Origin of the sequence: Denitromonas ohlonensis (assembly GCF_007625205.1) — a bacterium.
Taxonomy (GTDB): domain Bacteria; phylum Pseudomonadota; class Gammaproteobacteria; order Burkholderiales; family Rhodocyclaceae; genus Nitrogeniibacter; species Nitrogeniibacter ohlonensis.
This window is the reverse complement of the sequence record NZ_VMNI01000003.1, coordinates 236,564-258,204: the sequence shown is the minus strand read 5'-3', so window position 1 is coordinate 258,204 and position 21,641 is coordinate 236,564. Positions and strand designations below refer to the sequence as shown.

Sequence of the window (21,641 nt, the reverse complement as noted above, 5' to 3'; positions counted from 1 at the left end):
GTGTCTTCGGGTGTGTTGGCAAGCCCCCTCAGGAAGGAGAAAACGATGAAAAAAATGCTTGTTGTTGCCGCCGTGGCGAGTGTGTTGGCCCTGCCAGCTTGCACCACGACTGAAACTCAGAACAAAACCATTGGCGCAGTCTCCGGTGCCGTGCTCGGCGGTGTTGTCGGCAACCAGGTGGGTGGCCGGCGCAGTACGGTGGTGGGTGCCGCGTTGGGTGGTGCCTTTGGCTATCTGATCGGCTCTCAGGTCAAGGTGACCGAGCAGCCCGATGGCTCGGTGAAGCTCGATATCCCGGGCGCGGTGTTGTTCGACACCAATAGCGCGCGGGTCAATCCGGCCTTTGCGCAAACGCTGGACCAGATCGCCGGCACCCTCAACGAGCATCCGAATGCGATGGTCAACGTGGTCGGCCACACCGACAGTACCGGCGCGGCCGAATACAACCAACGCCTGTCGCTGGACCGCGCGACCAGCGTGACCAACTATCTGCAAGGCCGCGGGGTGGCGCCGGGGCGTCTGACGCCGACCGGGCAGGGCGAGGTGATGCCGATTGCCGACAACAGCACGGCCGACGGGCGTGCGCAGAACCGTCGGGTGGAAATGTTCGTGCGCTGAGCGTTCGACACCTTCCGTCGAAGGATGACGGCGCGGCCTCCCGACGGGGGGCGCGCCGTTTTTGCGTGTTGGGGCCGGCGTTGTGATTGGGGGGGATGGCGATCCGGCGTATCCTGAGCGCCCCGCCATTGCCACAGTGTTGTCTCACATGAAGATCGATGATCCCTTTGGGCGTAGCGCTCAGAAACAGGAACAAAACTATGTCTCCGTGCGCAAGGCCTTGCAGGCCGCAGGCGTCACGACGCCGGCGCTGGCAGAGCAGTGTTTGCAGGGGATTACCCGCAAGGCGCTGATCAGTTCGGCCGTGTTGGCTGTCCTGGTCGCTGTGGTGGCGTTGCTGTATCCGCGCGGCCTGTCGGCGGCACTGGTGTGCGCCGGCGTGGGCTGGCTGTGGATCAGCGTGACGGCAGTCAACGGCCGCCGTCACGTGCTGCGTTATCGCAAGGAAGAATTCGGCGATTAAGCGCTGGCCGGGGTGAGGCTCGCAATGAACTCGGCCGTGGCGGCGATCACCGCGTCGGGCTGGTCGGCGTGGGGCGAGTGCCGGCAGTCGGGCAAGGCCAGCAGGCGGACATCGGGCGCGCCGTCGGCAATGCGATCGATCTGTGCCAGGGTGGCGTATTCGTCGTCCTCGCCTTGAACGGCGAGCACCGGGCAGTCGATGTCGGGGAGCAGATGTTCGATGTTCCAGTCGCGAAAGGCCGGGTCGAGCCAGACATTGTTCCAGCCCCAGAAGGCCGCATCCGGATCGTCGTGGTGGCGGCCGAGGCGGTCGCGCATGGGTGTCGTCTCATAGCGCGCCCGTGCCTCCTGAATGCCGGCGATGGTGATGTCTTCGACCATCACGTGCGGTGCCAGCACCACAATGCCGCTCAGCGGCGTGGCGGTGGCGCCGGCGCAGATCAGGGCAATCGAGCCGCCGTCGGAGTGGCCGAACAGCACCGGCCGTTCGATGGCCAGCGCATCCAGCAGCGCCGGCAATATACGCAAGGCCTCGGTATGCATGTAGTCCACCGGGCGCGGGAGCTCGGCCGGGCTCGAACGGCCATAGCCGGCGCGCGAGTAGACCAGTGCATCCCCGCCCACCGCGTCGGTCAGCCGCTGCGGAAAATCCCGCCACATGCTGATCGCACCCAGCCCTTCGTGAAGAAACACCAGCGTCGGCGCGCCTGCACGGGGTGTGGCCGCGTGAAGGCGAATGTAGTCCAGCGTTTGGTCGAGCAGGGATAGGGTTGGCATGGGGCAGTTTAGTTGGCGCGTTCGAAGCGCAGATGAATCCAGTTGGCTCGCTCGGCGATGAAGGGGCGCTGCAGGCGCTGACCGAGGAAGGCGGCTTTGGTGATCAGTTTCTGGACGAATGAGCGCGGGGCTGGCTGGCCCAGGGGGTGATTGCAGTGTACGCAGGGTTCGTCCTGGGAGTACGTGCCGTAGGGATTGCCAGCCTGATCCATCAGCCATGTGCTGAGCGCGTTGGTGCGCTCGCGGGTGCTGCCGATCAATGAGCGTTCAGCCAGATGCAGCGATGGAAACAGGTTCGCAAGGCGCGCCTCGTCGAAACGATTGACATGGCCCCAGGGCGGATTGGTCTGGCCGCAGTGGCTGCAGGTGGTGCGCCCGACGCGGATATCCTGATCGAAAGGGACGCCGATCAGCAGTGTGCTCCGGCAGACGCGGGCGAGTTCGGTGCAGGCCCGCTCCAGCGCAGGTGAGGGGATATGCTCAAGCACCTCTGCGCAAAAAACCAGATCGAAGCATCGGTCCGGAAAATCAAGCGCGGCGGTATTGCCAGCAACGCAGTTGATTTTTGGATGCGTGATTCTGGGTTGGCTCAGATCAAGCGCAGTGACGTTGTCGAAACGCTCGGCCATCAGCAGGGAGAAGTGGCCGTCACGCGCACCGACGTCAAGCGCTGATGCGCCATGTTTTGGCATCAATGCAAGGAGATCGTCGGTTCTAAGGCGCTCCGCCCCGCTTGCCCGATAGGCGTCCATGTGGCTCATGCTGACGATCCGTCAGAGGTGGGCCGTCAGCCTAGCGAATGCGCCGGCGACGTGTCCAGTGCTTGCTGTGGCTGCGGGGCTTTTCCTGGGGCGGTTCAACGTTGGTTCGTGATCGCCGGCTTTTACGGGGGCGTGAGCGGCGGGTGAGGCGCACCAGCGCGACCAAGGACCGGAAGCCGATGAATAACATTACCAGAGCGATGAAGGCCGGATGCGTCAGGGTATCCCAGACCAGGAAAGCAAATTTGGCGATCGCGTTTCGGCCAGACTCGGCATCCCATGGCGCGTCGCCCGCTTTGTCGGTTCGCTCGGCCGCATGGACCATCCACGGCGGTGGGGTATCTTCGGCGGTGCGCTCGGCGATCATCAGTCGGGTGGTGGCGGTGTCGTCAATGCCCAGGGTTTCGAGGAGTTCGCGGCCGGCCTGGTTGATGGTGTCGTTGAGCTTCCAGTCCAGCAGTTCGGCTACCTGGGCGCGCACGTTGCGCATCCGGTCCATCAGGTTCTCGTCGTCGGCAAACCAGGCCTTGGCGCCGGGGTCGTCGAAAGCCAGGTCGTCGAGGCCGTTTTCCGTGTGGGTAAAGGGCATGGCCTCGGGCTTCTTGGCGTCGCCGCGTTGACGATCCGCGGGGCTGATCATGGCCTCGCTGGTGGGGAGGTCTGCGGTGCCGATCTCCGGGGAAAGGGGCGCACGCCGGTGTGCGGCCTCGAGCGCGGGGCTCAAGGTGTCGTCGGTCACGAACTCCAGGGCGTCTGGGGCGCTATGGGCGCCAGGGACTGTGCTCGTGAGCTGAGGCGCGCTGTCTGCGAGCGGCATGGCGCTGGCTGGACTGCTCAAGCTGAGGCACCAGAGAGCAAGCATGACTCTGGGCGCGGCGCAAAAAAAATGACTCATACTCGACAGAAGCAAGCGCTGAGCCAGCTTTGCAAACTATTGTTTCGGTGAAGTTTTTGTATTCCGCGTCAGCCCTGGGGGCGGTGCGTGTCAAGTTTACTGACGATCAGCGCGCGCGCCGAGGCTGTTGTCGGCGCGAGCGGGGAGCGTGGCGGTGACCCGGACACCGTCGTCCGATGGCAGGTTTCGGGCGGCGAGTTTGCCGCCATGGAATCCCGCAATCAGCTGCGCCACATAGAGTCCAAGGCCGAGATGCGGCTCACCGCCAGGGTCGGCGCTGCGCCCGGACACCATCGAGTCGAAGAGTTTGCCTTCGAGCGCACTGGGCAGGGTGGGGCCGTGATTGCTCACACTCAGTTCGGCCTGTGCGTCGGTCAGCGTGAGTTCGATCTTGATGGGCTGGTCGGCCGAGGTGAAGTCGACGGCATTGCTCACCAGTTTGTCGAGCATCTGCGCGGCCAGATCGGGGGCGCCGCGAACCCACACGGGCTGATCGGTGAGCCTGTCGTCAAAGCGCTGACTGGCATGCGCGAGGCGGTAGCCGCTGATGCACTCGGCGACCACGGCGCGCAACTCGAACCATTCGGGGTCGGTGGTGGCGAGGGCTTGCTCCATGCGGGTGGCTTCGCTCATACGGGCGAGAATCCGGGTCAGTCGGTGCAGGCCGGCATGGGCGCGATCGAGATAGGTGGCCGCTTCGGGCGGGAGGGCTTCGAGTTGCAGGTTTTCAAGCGATGAGCGCACCACGGCGACCGGCGTGCGCAACTCGTGCGAGAGCCGGCTGGCCATGGATTCGAGGTATTGGTGGTGTTGCGCGAGGCGGGCGAGCAGGGTGGAGAAGCTGCGTGACAGGTCACCCACTTCATCGCCCGCGGTTGATGCGGCGGCGAGGCCGGTGATCCGGCCGCGGGCGTCGATCGCGCTTTCGGCCTCGTCGCGCAGGCTGCGGATGCGCCAAGACAGACGCGACGCGAAACCGAGCACCACGATGGCGGCAATCGCCAAGCCGGCAAAGGTCAGCCAGGCGAGGCGTTCGACCGCCGCGTCGCGCACCGCCTGGATTGCCAGCGTGCTCTCTTCGACTACCACCGCGCCTTGTACCCTGTCGGCGACCCACACCGGATGCGCCGCCGCGACGATCAGCACATCGCTACCGCCCACCGGGCGCAGCCAGGAGGTGGTGGCGCCGAAGAGGGTGCCGGAGATGGCCTGGCCGCTGGGCGGCGGAATGTCGGCGAGTCGGTCGGCGATGTTGTCGGGCCGGTAGCCCACACTGCCGAGCAAGCCATGCCAGAACTGAACGAGCGGGCCCGGCGAGGCGGCGGGCGGTGGGGCCAGTGAGCCGGTATGGGTGAGTACGTCGAGGTCGCGGTCGACGACCCAGATACGTGCGGTATTGCGCTCCAGCGCGCGCAGGATGGCCGCCACTTCTGCAGCGCCATCGATGGTTGGCGTCGGCGGCGGGGCTGCGAACGGTGCTTCGGTCGGCGTCTGCTGAGGCATCGCCGCAATGGCCAACTCCAGCACCTCTTCGCCAGGGAGCAGGGAGTCGCTCAGGCTGACCATGCTGCTGCCGGGCGGGCGGCCGAACAGTTGAGGGCGTTCATGCAAGGCGGTGGCCACGGCGCGGGCCGTGGCGATCAGGCCCTGGCGCTGGCCGTCGAGCAGAAACCGCTCCATTTCCTGCACATATTGATAGCCCACCCACGGTAGCGCGAGCAATACCAGCGCCATCAAGGCGAGTTTGCTACGCAGACTGATGCGAATGGATTTCACGGCAGGGTGTCGGGCGGTGGCATGGATCGTGTCGGCAGCGTGAGGCCCGCAAGGTGTTCGGGTCAAGCCCTGGTCGACGATAGCATCGGCGCAATGGCGTGGCCGCCGGGCTTTACGGATCAAAACGTAACCAATTCCTCAAGGATTACGGCATATTGCATGGTACAAAGTATGCTGATGTTGCAACGTGACATGCTTCGGGAGCAATAAGGGATGGGGCCCCTCTACGCGATTATTTTTTCTGGTGATTTGCTCGACGGCTTTGCGCCAGCGCAGGTCAAGGCGCGCTTTGGCGAACGCTTTGGCTTGAAGCCGGCGCAGCTGGCGCAGGTTTTCTCCGGGCGTGTCATTACGCTCAAAAAAGGCCTCGATGCCGAGCAGGCGCGCCGCTATCTGGCCGAATTGACGGCGATGGGTTTGAACGCCCGCTCGCAGGCGGCGGCTGCGCCGGTGGCAACGACGGCGGCGCCCGCAAAGGCGGCCCCTGCGACGCCAAGCGCGCCGGGGTATCGCATCGTCTTTGGCGGCAAGGTGTTGCCCGGTTTCTCGCGCGAGTCAGTGATGCGCCAGTCGGCCAGTCGCTTGCGTTTCGATGCGCGTCAGCAGGCGCTGCTGTTTTCCGGCCAGACGGTGACCATCAAGCGCGGGCTGATCGAAGAAAAGGCCCGGACTTACATCAAGACCTTGCGTCAGATGGGCATGGATGTGTCGGCCGATCCACCTTTGCCGCGCCCGGATCGGCTGCCGTCCGAGATCTCCGAGCCCGAAGCGGCGACCGAAGCGAGTTTGATGGAGACCCAGTTCAGTGCTTCGGTGCCCTACAACGTTCAACACAGTTTCGACAGCAGCGCGTCGCTCGACATGATCCGCGCCGCGCTGGGTGAGGCCGATGACAGCCCGCCCCTGGGGAATCCGCGTTCGGCCATGATGCAGACGGTGATCAACCCGGAAGCCATCCGCGAGTACGAAAGCGCATTGGCCGACGATGACGACGCCTTGGCGGCATTGCGCGCGGCTCATGACGCGCCAGCGACAAAGCCGGTGCAGAAACCCGTCACCAAGGTCGATTTCGATTTCACGGCGCCGCCACCGGCCAAGGCCGCGCCCGTGGCGCCCGTCGAACCGCCGCCGGCACCACCTCCTCCCGCGCCAGCCAGGCCCGCTGCCATGCCGGCACCGCCGCCGCCCAGCCCGCCGCCCAGCCCGCCGCCCGACGTCGTGCCGCCAGCCGCCGCGCGCACCACCAGTGCGGGTACGCTCGTTGCCGGCCTCGTGCTTGCCGTGGTGATCGCCTTGGTGCTGTTTTATCTCAACGGGGGCTGACGCGCCGCCGCTGGGGGCTCAGGCTTTCCAGCGGTAGCCCGCGCCGTAAACGCTCTCGATCCGGTCAAACCCCGGGTCGAGCGCGGCAAATTTTTTGCGGATCCGCTTGATGTGCGAGGTGATGGTGCCGTCGTCCACTACCAGGTGCGCGTCGGTCATCAGCTGATCGCGATTCTTTACATGCCCCGGATGTCGCGACAGGGTATGCACCATCCAGAACTCGGTCAGCGTCAGGGGCACCGACTCGCCGCGCCAGCGAGCGCTCAGGCGGCTGATGTCCAGTTTGAGGTCGCCACGATCCAGCTGTTCTTCGGTGGGTTTTGCTTCGGCCAGGACTTCCACCCGACGAAACAGCGCCGCCACGCGGGCCAGCAGGTGCGGCAGGCTGATGTCCTTGGTCAGGTAGTCATCCGCGCCCAGACGCAAGCCCGACACTACGTCGAAATCGCTGTCGCGGGCGGTCAGGAAAATGATCGGCAGGCGCTGCGACAGCGCGCGCAACTCGGCGCATAGCGTAAAGCCACCCTCGGGTTCGTTGCCCAGGCCGATATCGATGATCGCCAGCTCTGGCAGGCGGTCGCGAAAGGCGGCCAGTGCGCTGGGCCGATCGGCATAGGCCGACACCTCATAGCCCTGGCGTGCAAAGGCATCCGAGTAGTTGGCCCGGATGGCGGCTTCGTCTTCAACAATGGCGATTCTGCGTCCCATGGGGCGCTACTTTAGCACCGTCGGCGCGCCCCGGCCGCTTGCCATTTTTCTGCCACATTTGATCAGCGCTTTGCCCGATTCGATGCCCGAAGGGGGCTGTTTTCCTCGTTCTAATGGTCGTGTCCAAAAACGCCCATGAACGGAGAACACCATGACCCCCGCACCGCTTGGCCTTAGAGATCGCGCCCGAGAAGTTGCCGAACTGCTCGCCCGCTTGCTGCTGATGTTCATCACCGGTCTGGGCGTGAGCCTGGCGTTGGGCGCCGTCGTGCTGTTACTGGCCGGCCCGGCGCAGGCCGCGAGTCGTGAGGATGGATCGGTGCAGCAAGGCACCCTGTTGTTTCGCGGCGCCGACGGTGGCGATCCGGTGGCGGCCCCCTTGTTGCATACCGACGTCACGCTGCGGGTCAGTGGCCCGATCGTGCGTGCCAAGGTGGTGCAGCGTTTCCGCAACCCGGCCGACGACTGGCGCGAAGGCACGTATGTGTTTCCGTTGCCTGAGAACGCCGCGGTCGATCGCATGCGGATTCAGGTCGCCGACCGGGTGATCGAGGGCGAAATCCAGGCGCGTGCGCAGGCTCAGGCGACCTATGAAAAAGCCAAGGCCGAGGGCAAGGCGACCGCCCTGGTGTCGCAAGAGCGGCCGAACATCTTCACCACGCGTGTGGCCAACATTGGCCCGCGCGACGAGATTCGGGTCGAGATCGAATACCAGCACACGCTCGACTATGCGGTGGCCGAGGGCGTGGGCCGCTACAGCCTGCGTTTTCCGATGGTGGTGGCGCCGCGCTACATCCCGGGCAAGGTGATCGCCGATGAGGAGAGCGGCGCGACGACCGGCACCGATGTGGTGCCCGACGCCGCGGCCATCCTGCCGCCGATGATGCTGCCCGACGAGGCCGGCCCGATCATCAATCCGGTGAGTCTGAATGTGTATCTCGATGCCGGTGTGCCGATCGCGTCGGTCGACAGCCCCTTTCACCGCGTGCGTGTCGATACGCTCAAGCCCTCGGTGCGCCGCATTCGGCTGAGCGAGGGGCGCACCCCGGCCAATCGCGACTTTGTTCTCAACTGGACGCTCGCGGCCGGCACGGCGCCGTCGGCCACGTTGTTTGTCGAGCCCGGCAAGGATCGCGACCACGCGCTGCTGATGCTGGTACCGCCGGCGCCGAGTGCGGTCGGCAAGCGGCTGCCGCGCGAGGTGGTGTACATCATCGACACCTCCGGCTCAATGGAAGGCGAGTCCATCGTCCAGGCGCGCGAGGCCCTGGCCATGGCCCTGGCGCGGCTGGACGCCGAGGACCGCTTCAATGTCATCGAATTCAATTCCACCGCCTCGGCGCTCTACACCTCGGCTCAGCCGGCCAGCCGGGCCAATGTTGACCATGCGGTGCGCTGGGTGCAGCGCCTGCGCGCCAATGGGGGCACGGAGATGGCCGGTGCGCTGGCTCTGGCGCTCGACGGCGGGCGCAATGCCGACCGGGTGCGTCAGATCGTGTTTTTGACCGACGGCGCGGTCGGCAACGAGGCGCAGTTGTTTGGCATGATCCAGCAGCGCCTCGGCGACTCGCGCTTGTTTACCGTCGGCATCGGCTCGGCGCCGAACAGCCACTTCATGCGCAAGGCGGCGCAGGCCGGGCGCGGGACCTTTACCTACATTGGCAAGATTGAGGAAGTGCGGGCGCGCATGTCCGAACTCTTTACCAAGCTCGAATCACCGGTGGTCAAGGGGCTGACCATTACCTGGCCGAGCGGTGCGCGGGCCGATGCCTCACCCGACCCGTTGCCCGACCTGTATCTGGGCGAGCCGGTGGTGGTGGCTGCGGCGATTGATCGAACCGTGGGTGGCGAAGTGCGTCTGAGCGGTGATGCGGGCGATATCCGCTGGACCAGCTCGCTCGCTCTTGGCGACGCCAATCCCGGCGAAGGCATGGGCGTGTTGTGGGCGCGGCAGAAGATTGATCACTGGATGGACACGCTCGCCGACGGTGCCGACGAGGCGGTCGTGCGCAAGCAGGTGCTGGCCCTGGCGCTGGAGTTCCAGCTGGTCAGCAAATTCACCAGTTTTGTGGCGGTCGACAAGACCCCGGCGCGTTCCGCCGACGCGCGTCTCCAGTCCGGCGCCGTGCCGGGGCACTTCCCGGCGGGCTGGTCGCCCTCGGGGGTGGTTGGCGAGTTGCCGCAAGGCGCCACCGATGCGCGCTGGCATCTGCTGCTGGGCCTGATGGCGCTGGCCGCGTTCTTCCTCACCCGTACGCCGCGCGTACGCCAACTGAGCATGAAGGGGTAAGTCATGAGCACCGTTTGCCACAACTGCAGTCATCACGAATTTCTCGGCGTCGAATGCGCCTGGCCTGCGCCGACCTGCCGGGACGTCGCCGCACCGCGCCACCAGCGAATCGTCGCGTGGAGCATCAAGGCGATTGCTGCCGTCAGCCTGCTGGTCGCGCTGTCGCAATTCGGTCAGGCCGGTTACATCCATGCGAAGGCCTGGCTGGCGCAGACCTTGATCAGCCAGGCCTGGCAGAAGACGCTGGCCGGCGCGTCGCAGGTCAAACCCTGGCCGTGGGCCGACACCTGGCCGGTGGCGCGGCTGAGCGTGCCCGCGCGCGGGGTTGAGCTGTATGTGCTGGCCGGCAGTCAGGGCCGCAGTCTGGCCTTCGGGCCGGGGCATGTGTTCGGTACGGCCGACCCCGGCGCCTTGGGCAACAGCGTGATCGGCGGCCATCGGGACACGCACTTTGCCTTTCTGGAGTGGGTGCAGGCCGGCGAGGCGGTCGAGGTGGAGATGCCGACGGGCGAGGTGGCGGTGTATCGCATCACCGATCAGCGCGTGGTCGACAAGTCCGACACCGGCGTGCTGGCATCCCCGCCGGATACGCATCGCCTCACGCTGGTGACTTGCTACCCCTTCGACGCGCTGCGTGCCGGCGGCCCGTTGCGCTATGTCGTGACGGCGGAGCAGCTTGGTGCGAGCGAGACCTTGTAGATCTCAACCGGACACTAAAACGACAAAGGCGCCCACCGGGCGCCTTTGTCATGGGTGCGACGCGCGCCGATCAGGCGCCGAGTTCGTAGCGCAACAGCCCGCGCTTGCCGGCGCCGAGCTTGAGGGCGTGCTCTTCCATCGAGGTGCCCGAGCACAGCTGCAGGGTGTACTCGCCGGCCGGCAGCGGGCCCAGCGTGATGTTGCCGTGCGCGCGTGCCAGCAAAATGCGGCGACCAGCTGCATCCAGCACCTTGACCTGGATGGCCTTCTCGGCGGCTTCGGTGCCGGCGCTAGCCGCGGGGCGCAGCTTGAGCGGGAACAGCTCCGGGTGGGCCTCATCGTGCTCGTTCTGGCGGGCGCTGCGCTTGGCGGCCGAGCTGCTGACCGAGGCCTTCTCGGTCATGGCGGGCGCCGCCGTGGTGGCTGCGGAGGCCGCGGTGGGGACGGCCAGCGCCATGGCGGCCGTGCTGAGAATCTTGCGGACGTTGCTTTCCGTTCTTCGGGTCATGCGGTGCTCCAGGACGCCGCTGGCTCTAGGTGGCCGGCGGGCGGGTCAGGGTCGGTCGAGGCTACATGGGGGCGCGAGTAAAAACTTCAAGTCCTCATGTTGGCACTATGGAACGCAAATGTGACCGGCATGTTTGCGGCGAGTTCTCGATCGTTACAATTGTAAAGGCGGTTTTACAAAAGCCCCGATTTGGGCGGGGGTGATAGGGAAAGGCGTCGGCTATCCGCGGGCCGGCGCGCACTGGTGCGCCAGATACGGGCTAGAATCCTCGGATTGGAAAAAGGATGGCGGCGACCGCTGCCCGTGGATACTGAATGTCTGGAACCCTGTTTATCGTCACCGCTCCGTCCGGCGCCGGCAAAACGACCTTGGTCAAAGGCCTGCTCGAGCGCGACGCCTCGGTCCATTTGTCCATTTCCTACACGACCCGTCCGCCGCGGCCGGGTGAGGAGAATGGGCGCGAGTACCATTTTGTGGACGTCGCCAAGTTTCGCGAATTGCGCGATCGGGGCGAGTTCCTCGAGTGGGCGGAAGTGCATGGCAATTACTACGCCACCTCGCGTGTCTGGCTGCAGGCGCAGATCGACGCGGGGCGCGACATGCTGCTCGAAATCGACTGGCAGGGCGCGCAGCAGGTGCGCAAGGCCTTTCCGGGTGCGGTTGGCGTTTTCGTTCTACCACCTTCGACCGAGGAGCTCGAACGCCGCCTGCGCGGCAGGGGCACCGACAGTGAAGACGTGATCGGCCGGCGCTTGCTTGCCGCGCGGGGCGAGATGCGTCATGTGGCTGAGTTCGATTACGTTATAATTAACAACGAATTGCCCGCAGCGCTGGACGATCTGGTGGCTGTTGTGCGCGCCGCCCGGCTGCGCTATGCCAATCAGCATGCGCGTTTCCCGACTTATTTTGAATTCCTCGAGAAGGATTGAGTTCCCATGGCCCGTATTACGATTGAAGATTGTCTCAAGCGTATCCCCAACCGCTTTCAGCTCACCCTGGCCGCGACCTATCGTGCGCGCCAGCTGACCAACGGCAACGAGCCGCAGATCGAGATCGACCGCGCCGATCGCGACAAGCCGACGGTGATCGCGCTGCGCGAGATCGAAGCTGGCAAGGTCGGGCTGGAAGTGCTCAACCGAGGCCAGGCGTAAGCGTGCGATGACGCACCGCGGCGCCGGCATCTGAACTGAGCAGATCAGGTCTTTTATGGATGTCGGCCGCCCGGTCCCGATGCCTTTTGGCCCGCCCGTGTCCAGCGTTCCGACGCTGGATTTCGAGCGGCTGAAGGCAAAAATCAGTACCTATCTGCGGCCTGAAGATGTCGGTCGCGTTGAGGCGGCCTACCATTTTTCGGCCGCCGCCCACACCGGGCAGTACCGCATCAGCGGCGAGCCCTACATCACCCATCCGGTGGCGGTCACTGAACTGGTCGCCGAGTGGAATCTCGACGCGCAGGCACTGACGGCGGCCTTGCTGCACGACGTGATGGAGGACACCTCCGTCACCAAAGCGGAAATCACCGAGCGCTTCGGCCGGGTGACCGCTGAACTGGTCGATGGCCTGTCCAAGCTCGACAAGATCGAGTTCCGATCCCAGGAAGAGGCGCAGGCGGAAAACTTCCGCAAGATGCTGCTGGCGATGGCCACCGATCTGCGGGTCATCCTGATCAAGCTGGCCGACCGCCTGCACAACATGCGTACGCTGGACTTCGTCCGCCCGGCCAAGCGTCGCCGCATTGCCAGCGAAACCCTCGAAATCTACGCGCCGATCGCCAACCGGCTGGGCCTGAACGGCCTGTACCGCGAGTTGCAGGAACTGTCGTTCATGCACAAGCACCCGCTGCGCTACCAGGTGCTGGCCAAGGCGATCAAGGCGGCGCGCGGCAATCGTCGCGAGGTGGTGGGCAAGGTGCTCACCGCGCTGGAGGCGCGTCTGCCGCAATGGGGGATTTCGGCGGAGATTCAGGGCCGCGAAAAGCACCTTTACGGCATCTATCGCAAGATGATCGAGAAGCGCCTGTCTTTCTCGCAGGTGCTCGATATCTACGGCTTCCGGGTGATCGTGCCCGATGTGCCCTCATGCTATCTGACCATCGGTTCGCTGCATGCCTTGTACAAGCCGGTGCCAGGCAAGTTCAAGGACTACATCGCGATCCCCAAGGCCAACGGCTATCAGTCGCTGCACACCACCTTGATCGGGCCGTATGGCACGCCGGTGGAGGTGCAGGTGCGCACCCGCGCGATGCACCATGTGGCCGAGTCGGGCGTGGCCTCGCACTGGTTGTACAAGGATGATGAATCCAGCCTGTCGGAGCTGCATCAGCGCACGCACTCGTGGCTACAGTCGCTGATCGACCTGCAGTCGGCGTCGGCCGAGGCGACCGAGTTCCTCGAGCACGTCAAGATCGACCTCTTTCCGAGCGAGGTGTATGCCTTCACGCCCAAGGGACGCATCCTGTCCTTGCAGCGCGGCGCGACACCGGTCGATTTCGCCTACGCGGTGCATACCGACATTGGCAATCGTTGCGTGGCCTGCCGGGTCAATGGCGATCTGGTGCCGCTGCGCACCGAGCTGCGCAATGGCGATCAGGTGGAGGTGATTACCGCCGCCCATGCCAGCCCCAACCCGGCCTGGTTGAGCTATGTGCGCACTGGCAAGGCACGGGCGCAGATCCGGCATTTCCTCAAATCGGCGCAGCATGACGAAGCGGTGGCGCTGGGCGAGCGACTGCTCAACCAGGCGCTGCGCGAGCACGGGCTGACGCTGGGACAGATCAGCGTGTTTGCCTGGGACCGCTTCCTGGGCGATGCGGGCGTACGCGATCGCCGCGAGATTTTTGCCGATATCGGTCTGGGCAAGCGCCTGCCGGTGATCGTCGCGCGACGGGTGGCCGAGGCGCAGGACCAGGAGTCCGGCCGACCCGACGTAATCAAGCCCAAACCCTTGGGCGCGGTGTTGATCCGTGGCAGCGAGGGCACGGCGGTGCAGCTGGCCAAGTGCTGCCACCCGATTCCGGGCGATGACATCATCGCCACCATCCGCAAGGGCCAGGGTCTGGAGGTGCACACCGACGACTGCCCGGTGGTGGCTCGCCGTCGCGGCGACCGCGGGCGCTGGATTGACGTCGGTTGGGAGCCGGCGGAAGGGCGATTGTTCGAGGCCACGATCCGGGTGCTGACTATCGACAATCGCGGGGTGCTGGCCAAGGTGGCGGCGGCGATCGCCGACGCCAACGCCAACATCCTCAATGTCACCATGGATGTGGAGCAGGCGCCTTACACTGCCTTGCAGTTCGTCCTTGAAGTCGAGAACCGGGTGCACCTGGCGCGGGTGATCCGGGCGGTGCGGGTACAACAATCGGTGACCCGGGTTTCGCGGCTAAAGAGTGATCAGCGCCGCTGAATGGCTGGCGCATTGGCGGCGACTTGCCTAGAATCGCGTCGCTGAATCAGGAGAAAGCAATGGCACTGTACGAATCCGAGCACACCAAATTCATGCGCGAGTGGATGGCCAATCACCCGCAAGAGAAGAAAGAGCAGCAAGCCGGTCGCGCCCTGTGGTGGGACAAGCCGCAGGACGCCGACGCCCGCGCGCGCAACAGCGAAGCCAGTGTGCCGAGCAAGCCGTACTACTATCAGACGGACTGATGCCTCACGTGTTTTTGAGGGTGGCCGCGCAACGCGCCACCTGATGCCTTGACGCTGCCGCATCGACTGGCCGTGGTCGATCTGGAAACCACCGGAGCCCATCCGGTACGCGACCGGATCACCGAAATCGCCATCGTCCTGCTCGAAGACGGTCGCGAGCTTGAGCGCTGGAGTTCGCTGGTGCGGCCCGGGGTGCACATTCCGGGCATGATCCAGAGCTTCACTGGCATTACCGATGCGATGGTGGCCGATGCGCCCGAGTTTTCCGAGCTTGCCGACACCGTCCTCGCCTTGCTGGACGATGCCGTGTTTGTGGCCCACAACGCCCGTTTCGACTACGGCTTCCTCAAGACCGCCTTCGCCGCACTCGACAAACCCTTTGATGCCGCGGTGCTGTGCACCGTCAAACTCTCCCGCGCTCTGTATCCGCAGCATCATCGCCACGGGCTCGACGCCCTGATCGAGCGCCACGGGCTGGTCTGCACCGCCCGCCATCGCGCCATGGGCGACACTGAAGTGTTGTGCCAGTTTCTCGACCAGGTCCGCAACGCCTTCCCGGCCGAAACGCTGGAGAACGCCGTGGCGCGCGCCATGAAACAGCCCGCGCGGCCGCCGGGCCTGCCCGAGGGGGTGCTGGAAGGCATTCCGGACAGCCCCGGGGTGTATTTCTTTTACGGCGAAAACGATCTGCCGCTCTACATCGGCAAGAGCAAGCGCATGCGCACCCGCGTGATGTCGCATTTCGCCGCCACCCGGCTCAGTGGCAAGGAGGCGGAACTCGCGCGGCAAGTGCGGCGGGTGGAGTGGGAGCAGACCGCCGGCGAGCTGGGGGCGTTGTTGCTGGAGGCCTGTCTGGTCAAGCACGACACGCCGCTGCACAACCGGCAGCTGCGCAAGAACGACGAGGTGTTCGGTCTGCGCATCCTGCCCAGCAACAAGCGAAAGGCCACGGTGCTCGAACGCGTGCCCCTCGCCGAGGGCGATCCGCGTGCCTGGGAGGGCGTGCATGGGGCCTTCCGTACCCGCAAGGAGGCGGACAACCTGCTCCGAGAGCTGGCGTATCTGTATCAGCTCTGCCCGCGCCGGCTCGGCCTCGACAGTGGTCGCAATGGCGCCTGCATGGCGCATCAGATGAAGCGTTGCGCCGGCGTCTGTGCCGGCAAGGAAACCCCGGAGCAGCACGACGCGCGTCTGCTCGGCGCGTTGACCGGCAAGGGGCTCAAGCCATGGCCGTGGGCCGGACCGGTACTGCTCCATGAGCACGACCCGGCGACCGGCCTGAGCGCCTGGCACTTGCTCGATGCCTGGTGTTATCTGTCGACGGGCGCGACTGACGAAGAAGCCCGCGCTGCCTTGCCCGCGGCTCGTTACTCTTTCGACCTCGACATCTACCGTCTGCTATTGCGCTGGTTCGATGCGCCGGCGCATCGGCAGGCCGTGAGCCCCGTCACCGGCTGACGTGCACGTCAGATCAGACATTCCGGCCTAGTTTGATCGCAATCAAGTCAAACGGTTGTTCGCGGGTGTCCAATAAGAACCCACACGGTTTTTAGGGACTTTAAGTCCGATGGATGTCGCCCGTCGCGGATTTCTCCGCGGCCGTTTCCGCCAAGTTGCTGCTGAGCCTCGCCCCCCTTGGGCGCTGGCGGAGGCAGATTTCATCCAACTGTGTTCGCGCTGCGATGATTGCGTGACTGCCTGCCCGACTCGGGTAGTGCGTGTGGGTGACGGCGGCTATCCCACGATCGACTTTTCCCTTGGCGAGTGCACCTTTTGCGGCGATTGCGCCGCGGCCTGCGAAACCGGCGCAATCCGGCGTGAAGCGGGTGCCCCGGCGTGGGCAATGAAGGCGCACCTCGGGGAAACCTGTGTGGCCCGAAAGGGCGTGGAGTGCCGGATTTGTGGTGAGAACTGCGAGGCCGGCGCCATTCGTTTCCGGCCCGCCCTGGGCGGTATTTCCCGCCCGGAAATGAACGAAGGCACATGCACCGGTTGTGGCGCTTGCGTAGCGCCATGCCCTGTCGGCGCCATTGCCGTCAGCAACCCGATGGAGAGTCAAAGATGAAAATCGCAAGTCTTGTGGTTCGGGTCAGCCCCGAACACATCCGGGCGCTGACTGAGGCGCTACTGGAAATTCCCGGTGTTGAAGTGCATGGCACTGCGCCAGACCAGGGTCGCTTGATCGTGACCGTGGAGGACGGCGAAGGCTATTCAACAATGGATTCCATTCTGGCAGTCAACCTGAACAAGATGGTGCTCGGGGTGACGATGGCATATGAATATACCGATGAAGGTCTCGAATTGCAGGAACAGGAGGCGTGAAATGACTATGGATCGACGTGGTTTCATCAAGGCCAATGCCGTTGCGGCGGCTGCGGCAACAGCGGGGATCAGCCTGCCTGTCACGGCACAGGCGGCCAACGCGACGGATACCGATGTTCGCTGGGACAAGGCAGCCTGTCGCTTCTGCGGCACCGGCTGTTCGGTGCTGGTGGGCGTGCAGAAAGGTCGCGTGGTGGCGACCCAGGGTGACCCGGATGCGCCGGTGAACCGGGGCCTGAACTGCATCAAGGGCTACTTCCTGTCCAAGATCATGTACGGCGAAGACCGCCTGACCAAGCCGCTGCTTCGCATGAAGGACGGCAAGTACAACAAGAACGGCGAGTTCACGCCAATCTCTTGGGATCAGGCCTACGACATCATGGCCGAGAAGTGGAAAGCAGCGATCGCTGCCGACCTGAAGGCCAACGCCGGCAAGCCGGCCGATCAGATCACCTCCAGCATCGCCATGTTCGGCTCCGGCCAGTGGACGGTGTGGGAAGGCTATGCCGCCGCCAAGCTTTGGAAGGCCGGCTTCCGCTCCAACAACATCGACCCGAACGCGCGCCATTGCATGGCCTCGGCCGTGGCCGGCTTCATCCGCACCTTCGGCATCGACGAGCCGATGGGGTGCTATGACGACATCGAGAACGCCGACGCCTTCGTGCTGTGGGGTTCGAACATGGCCGAGATGCACCCGATCCTGTGGTCGCGTCTGACCGACCGTCGTCTGACCCACAAGGGCAGCGAAGTGCATGTGCTCTCGACCTTCGAGCACCGCTCCTTTGAGTTGGCTGACAACGGCATGATCTTCACGCCGCAGACCGACCTGGCGATCCTCAACTACATCGCCAACTACATCATTCAGAACAAGGCCGTGAATCTTGAGTTCGTGCAGAAGCACGTCAATTTCAAGAAAGGCAACGACGATATCGGCTACGGCCTGCGCCCGACCGACGAGCGCGAAAAGAACGCCAAGAATTCCAGCAAGGTGGGCGGCGCTGCACCGATCAGCTTCGAGGAATACGCCGCGTTTGTGGCCGACTACACCCTCGAGAAGACTGCCAAGCTCTCCGGCGTGCCGGCCGAGCGTCTCGAGAAGCTCGCTCAGTTGTATGCCGACCCGAGCAAGAAGGTTGTTTCGTTCTGGACCATGGGTTTCAACCAGCACACCCGCGGGACCTGGGCGAATAACATGATCTACAACATCCACCTGCTGACCGGCAAGATCTCCACGCCGGGGTCGGGTCCGTTCTCGCTGACCGGCCAGCCGTCCGCGTGCGGCACGGCGCGCGAAGTGGGCACCTTCGCGCACCGTCTGCCGGCCGACCTGGTGGTCATGAATCCGGCGCACCGCGCCACGTCCGAGAAGATCTGGAAGCTGCCCGAGGGACTGCTCAACGGCAAGATCGGTTTCCACGCCGTGCTCCAGAGCCGCATGCTCAAGGATGGCAAGATCAGCTGCTACTGGACCTCGACCACCAACAACATGCAGGCCGGTCCGAACATCAACGACGAAATCTATCCGGGATGGCGTAACGAGAAGGCCTTCGTGGTGGTGTCGGATTGCTACCCGACCGTCTCCGCCCTGTCGGCCGACCTGATTCTGCCGACCGCGATGTGGACCGAGAAAGAAGGCGCTTACGGTAACGCCGAGCGTCGCACTCAGTTCTGGCGTCAGCAGGTTGCGCCTCCGGGTGAGGCAACGTCCGATCTGTGGCAGTACATCGAGTTCTCGAAGCGCTTCAAGGTCGAGGAAGTGTGGCCGGCCGAGATGATCGCCAAAATGCCGGAATACAAGGGCAAGACCTTGTACGACGTGCTCTACGCCAACGGTCAGGTCAACAAGTTCCCGATGTCGGAAGTCGCCAAGGCCAACGATCACGCGTGGAAGGGCTACATGAACGACGAGTCCAAGGCATTGGGCTACTACCTGCAGAAAGGTCTGTTTGAAGAGTACGCCGCTTTCGGCCGTGGCCATGGTCACGACCTGGCCGACTTCGACACCTATCACAAGGCGCGTGGTCTGCGCTGGCCGGTGGTCGATGGCAAGGAAACGTTGTGGCGCTTCCGCGAGGGTTACGACCCGTATGTCGAGAAGGGCTCCGACGTTCAGTTCTATGGTCACAAGGACAAGCGCGCGGTCATCTTTGCGCTGCCCTACGAAGATCCCCCCGAGATGCCGGACGCCGACTACGACATGTGGCTCTGCACGGGCCGCGTGCTGGAACACTGGCACACCGGGTCGATGACCCGCCGGGTGCCGGAGTTGCACCGTTCGGTGCCGGAGGCGCAAGTCTTCATGCATCCGGACGACGCCGCACGGCGTGGCCTGCAGCGTGGCATGAAGGTCAAAGTGGCCTCTCGCCGGGGTGACATGGTGGCGCAGCTCGAAACCCGTGGCCGCAACAAGCCACCGGTTGGGCTGATCTTCGTGCCCTTCTTCGACGAAGGCCGCCTGGTGAACAAGCTGACGCTCGATGCGACCTGCCCGATCTCGAAAGAGACGGACTTCAAGAAGTGCGCAGTCAAGGTCACCAAAGCCTGATATCGACCCATCTGAGTGAATGAGGGCAGTCGCGTGCGGGGCAGTTCATCGCCTCGCACGAGACGCCGCACACCATGAGCACGCAAAACACTCGTCCATCCGCGAACAGCAAGTCCAGCCAGGCGCGCCGCCGTTTCCTCAAGGAAATGGCCGGTGCGGCAGGTGGGGCGTGCATGTTGGCCCTGGGCGTCGGACTCTACGGCGCGGAAGCCTCCGCCCGTCCGGCGGAGGCCATCCGGCCACCTGGCGCGCTGCCAGAGCAGGATTTTCTGGCGGCCTGTGTGCGTTGTGGGCTATGTGTGCGGGATTGTCCTTTTGACACGTTGAAGCTCTCCGAGTTGGGCGATAACGTAGCAACGGGCACGCCGTTTTTCGAAGGGCGCAAAGTGCCCTGCGAAATGTGCGATGACATTCCCTGTGTCAAAGCCTGTCCGACCGGCGCGCTTGATCGTGAGCTCACCGACATTGGCAAGGCGCGCATGGGGCTGGCGGTGCTGATTGACCAGGAAACCTGTCTTAACTTCCTCGGTCTGCGTTGCGATGTGTGCTATCGCGTTTGCCCGGTCATCGATCAGGCCATCACGCTGGAGTTGGTGCACAACCCCCGCTCTGACCGGCATGCGATGTTGTTGCCGACGGTCCATTCGGAGCACTGCACCGGCTGTGGCAAGTGCGAGCATTCCTGCGTGTTGCCGGAGGCAGCGATCAAGGTCTTGCCGCACAAGCTGGCGCAGGGCAAGTCGGCCGAGCACTACCGTAAGGGCTGGGTCGAGAAGGAGGCCGCTGGCGGCTCCCTGATCGGCGAGCAGCACCAGTTGCCGATGCGGGGCCTGGAGGATCGTAAGTACGGCGATACGCGTGTGGCACCGGGGTATGTGCCGCCGTCTGACGCGCCGGTCAAGCCGGGCGGCATTGATTCGGGGTGGAAGCCATGAATACGGCGAGCCATACGCCTGCGGCGGTGCCGCCGGCTTCGGCCGAGTCCGCGTCGCGTGCATCGGTGATGACGCGCCCGGGCGCTGATGCCGTCAAGGTCAAGGGCTGGCTGCGGGCGCACAAGTGGTTGTTGCTGCGCCGACTTTCGCAGTTGGGCATTCTGGCGCTGTTCATGTTCGGGCCGTGGTTTGGTCTCTGGATTGTCAAAGGCAATCTGTCATCAAGTCTCACCCTTGGGGTGTTGCCGCTGACCGATCCCTATCTGTTGCTGCAATCGATTGCCGCGGGGCAGGTGCCGTACAAGGAAGCCTTGCTGGGCGGCGGCATTGTGGCGGCGTTTTATCTGCTGCTTGGCGGTCGGCTGTTCTGTTCCTGGGTGTGCCCGGTAAATATGGTGACCGACGCGGCGGCCTGGTTGCGGCGGCGTCTGGGCATCAAGGGCGGCAAGGTGCCGAGCGAGTACACGCGCTACTGGCTGCTGGGTTTGACCGTGCTGGCCTCGGCGCTGACCGGGAGCATTGCCTGGGAATGGGTCAATCCGGTGTCGATGTTGCATCGCGGACTGATCTTCGGATTCGGTCTGTCCTGGGGCATCGTGCTGAGCGTGTTTCTCTACGATTTACTGTTCGCCAGCCGTGGCTGGTGTGGCCATGTGTGCCCCATGGGCGCGTTCTACGGTGTGCTGAACTCGGCGGCGTTGATTCGGGTCACGGCAGACAAGCGCTCCGGGTGCGACGATTGCATGGACTGTTTTGCTGTTTGTCCGGAACCGCAGGTGATCCGGCCAGCATTGAAGGCGGTGGCGCAGGACCACCCATTGATTCTTGACAAAGACTGTACCAGCTGTGGGCGTTGTATCGACGTTTGCGGCAAGGATGTATTTAGATTGACCACCCGATTCGATAGGAGCGAGTCATGAAAAACAAGACCCGTAATCTCGTAGTCGCCTTGCTGGCAACCATGAGCCTGGGCATTTCTCTCGGCGTTCAGGCAGCTGACAGCGTTCAGTCCCTTCGGGGTCGGGACGTTGCCGCACCAGAGCTGGACCCGGGCGGCTATGTCGTACCCAAGGACCATGCGCCAACAGCGCGGGACTATGTCCAGCAACCGCCGTTGATTCCGCACAAGGTCGAGGGCTATGAAGTCAGCATCAACTTCAACAAGTGCATGGACTGCCATTCCTGGACGCGCTACCGCGAAACCGGCGCGACCAAGGTCAGCCTGACGCACTTCAAGGATCGCGACGGCAAGGAGTTGTCGAACATTTCGCCGCGGCGCTACTTCTGCAGCCAGTGTCACGTGCCGCAGACCGACGCACCGACCCTGGTCGATAACACCTTCAAGAAAGCCGAAGGCTTGCGCTGATCCACCGCT

At 64.3% G+C, this 21,641-nt stretch carries 22 protein-coding genes; 16 read left to right on the top strand and 6 right to left on the bottom strand.

The features are described 5' to 3' along the window. The first annotated feature begins 45 nt into the window (after positions 1-45). Together FHP89_RS03690 and FHP89_RS03685 are read left to right on the top strand one after the other, a co-directional pair. On the top strand, positions 46-618 hold the full coding sequence (locus FHP89_RS03690) for an OmpA family protein (RefSeq protein WP_144176389.1): 573 nt from the start codon (positions 46-48) through the stop codon (positions 616-618). A gap of 148 nt (positions 619-766) precedes the next feature. Continuing rightward, on the top strand, positions 767-1,081 hold the full coding sequence (locus tag FHP89_RS03685; protein WP_144176388.1) for a hypothetical protein: 315 nt from the start codon (positions 767-769) through the stop codon (positions 1,079-1,081). Here the strand turns inward: FHP89_RS03685 and FHP89_RS03680 are convergent. From FHP89_RS03680 to FHP89_RS03665, 4 genes are all read right to left on the bottom strand, one after another. After that, positions 1,078-1,857, bottom strand: a complete 780-nt coding sequence (locus tag FHP89_RS03680) for an alpha/beta fold hydrolase (RefSeq protein ID WP_144176387.1) — start codon at positions 1,855-1,857, stop codon at positions 1,078-1,080. The two genes, FHP89_RS03685 and FHP89_RS03680, sit on opposite strands and share 4 nt — an antisense overlap. Before the next feature lie 8 nt (positions 1,858-1,865). Next, a complete protein-coding gene (locus FHP89_RS03675; RefSeq protein WP_260851469.1) occupies positions 1,866-2,549 on the bottom strand; it encodes a class I SAM-dependent methyltransferase in 684 nt (227 codons plus the stop codon). A 100-nt stretch (positions 2,550-2,649) separates the two neighbouring features. Beyond that, the gene (locus FHP89_RS03670) at positions 2,650-3,357 is read right to left on the bottom strand and encodes a hypothetical protein (protein WP_144176385.1); all 708 of its coding nucleotides are present in this window, start codon (positions 3,355-3,357) and stop codon (positions 2,650-2,652) included. Positions 3,358-3,609: 252 nt separating this feature from the next. Next, positions 3,610-5,289, bottom strand: a complete 1,680-nt coding sequence (locus tag FHP89_RS03665; RefSeq protein ID WP_144176384.1) for an ATP-binding protein — start codon at positions 5,287-5,289, stop codon at positions 3,610-3,612. A 213-nt stretch (positions 5,290-5,502) separates the two neighbouring features. Between FHP89_RS03665 and FHP89_RS20900 the strand changes: the two genes are divergently transcribed. Then, on the top strand, positions 5,503-6,612 hold the full coding sequence (locus FHP89_RS20900) for a hypothetical protein (RefSeq protein WP_186300264.1): 1,110 nt from the start codon (positions 5,503-5,505) through the stop codon (positions 6,610-6,612). A gap of 18 nt (positions 6,613-6,630) precedes the next feature. On the opposite strand, the gene pdsR is transcribed toward FHP89_RS20900, so the two are convergent. Next, positions 6,631-7,320: a proteobacterial dedicated sortase system response regulator gene (gene pdsR, locus FHP89_RS03655; protein WP_144176383.1), complete on the bottom strand. Its 690-nt coding sequence runs from the start codon at positions 7,318-7,320 to the stop codon at positions 6,631-6,633. Between the two features lie 151 nt (positions 7,321-7,471). On the opposite strand from pdsR, the gene FHP89_RS03650 reads away from it, so the two are divergent. Both FHP89_RS03650 and FHP89_RS03645 read left to right on the top strand, forming a co-directional pair. After that, the gene (locus FHP89_RS03650) at positions 7,472-9,610 is read left to right on the top strand and encodes a marine proteobacterial sortase target protein (protein WP_144176382.1); all 2,139 of its coding nucleotides are present in this window, start codon (positions 7,472-7,474) and stop codon (positions 9,608-9,610) included. 3 nt (positions 9,611-9,613) lie between these two features. Continuing rightward, positions 9,614-10,309 carry a class GN sortase gene (locus tag FHP89_RS03645; protein ID WP_144176381.1) on the top strand — a complete coding sequence of 232 codons (696 nt, stop codon included), beginning with the start codon at positions 9,614-9,616 and terminating at the stop codon, positions 10,307-10,309. A 70-nt stretch (positions 10,310-10,379) separates the two neighbouring features. On the opposite strand, the gene FHP89_RS03640 is transcribed toward FHP89_RS03645, so the two are convergent. Further along, positions 10,380-10,817, bottom strand: a complete 438-nt coding sequence (locus FHP89_RS03640; RefSeq protein ID WP_144176380.1) for a hypothetical protein — start codon at positions 10,815-10,817, stop codon at positions 10,380-10,382. 314 nt (positions 10,818-11,131) lie between these two features. On the opposite strand from FHP89_RS03640, the gene gmk reads away from it, so the two are divergent. The 11 genes from gmk to FHP89_RS03585 all read left to right on the top strand — a co-directional run bounded on the left by gmk (position 11,132) and on the right by FHP89_RS03585 (position 21,632). Beyond that, positions 11,132-11,746 (top strand): guanylate kinase, encoded by a 615-nt coding sequence (gene gmk, locus FHP89_RS03635; RefSeq protein ID WP_144176379.1) that lies wholly within the window; start codon positions 11,132-11,134, stop codon positions 11,744-11,746. Positions 11,747-11,752: 6 nt separating this feature from the next. Then, complete coding sequence (rpoZ, locus tag FHP89_RS03630; protein WP_144176378.1) at positions 11,753-11,968, top strand: DNA-directed RNA polymerase subunit omega; 216 nt, start codon at positions 11,753-11,755, stop codon at positions 11,966-11,968. Positions 11,969-12,047: 79 nt separating this feature from the next. Next, positions 12,048-14,219 carry a RelA/SpoT family protein gene (locus FHP89_RS03625; RefSeq protein ID WP_391525290.1) on the top strand — a complete coding sequence of 724 codons (2,172 nt, stop codon included), beginning with the start codon at positions 12,048-12,050 and terminating at the stop codon, positions 14,217-14,219. 59 nt (positions 14,220-14,278) lie between these two features. After that, positions 14,279-14,464: a DUF3460 family protein gene (locus FHP89_RS03620; protein ID WP_144176376.1), complete on the top strand. Its 186-nt coding sequence runs from the start codon at positions 14,279-14,281 to the stop codon at positions 14,462-14,464. Between the two features lie 48 nt (positions 14,465-14,512). Next, positions 14,513-15,922, top strand: a complete 1,410-nt coding sequence (locus FHP89_RS03615) for an exonuclease domain-containing protein (protein WP_144176375.1) — start codon at positions 14,513-14,515, stop codon at positions 15,920-15,922. Between the two features lie 109 nt (positions 15,923-16,031). Next, positions 16,032-16,529, top strand: coding sequence for a ferredoxin-type protein NapF (gene napF / locus FHP89_RS03610; protein WP_144176374.1), 498 nt, complete (start codon positions 16,032-16,034; stop codon positions 16,527-16,529). Next, positions 16,526-16,786 (top strand): chaperone NapD, encoded by a 261-nt coding sequence (locus FHP89_RS03605; RefSeq protein ID WP_144176373.1) that lies wholly within the window; start codon positions 16,526-16,528, stop codon positions 16,784-16,786. Before napF ends, FHP89_RS03605 begins: the two co-directional genes overlap by 4 nt. Before the next feature lies 1 nt (position 16,787). Continuing rightward, positions 16,788-19,331: a nitrate reductase catalytic subunit NapA gene (napA, locus tag FHP89_RS03600; RefSeq protein WP_144176372.1), complete on the top strand. Its 2,544-nt coding sequence runs from the start codon at positions 16,788-16,790 to the stop codon at positions 19,329-19,331. Positions 19,332-19,405: 74 nt separating this feature from the next. Then, positions 19,406-20,266, top strand: a complete 861-nt coding sequence (gene napG / locus FHP89_RS03595) for a ferredoxin-type protein NapG (RefSeq protein WP_144176371.1) — start codon at positions 19,406-19,408, stop codon at positions 20,264-20,266. Then, a complete protein-coding gene (gene napH / locus FHP89_RS03590) occupies positions 20,263-21,186 on the top strand; it encodes a quinol dehydrogenase ferredoxin subunit NapH (RefSeq protein ID WP_144176370.1) in 924 nt (307 codons plus the stop codon). Before napG ends, napH begins: the two co-directional genes overlap by 4 nt. Continuing rightward, positions 21,183-21,632: a nitrate reductase cytochrome c-type subunit gene (locus FHP89_RS03585; RefSeq protein ID WP_144176369.1), complete on the top strand. Its 450-nt coding sequence runs from the start codon at positions 21,183-21,185 to the stop codon at positions 21,630-21,632. Before napH ends, FHP89_RS03585 begins: the two co-directional genes overlap by 4 nt. The last annotated feature ends 9 nt before the right edge of the window (positions 21,633-21,641 follow it).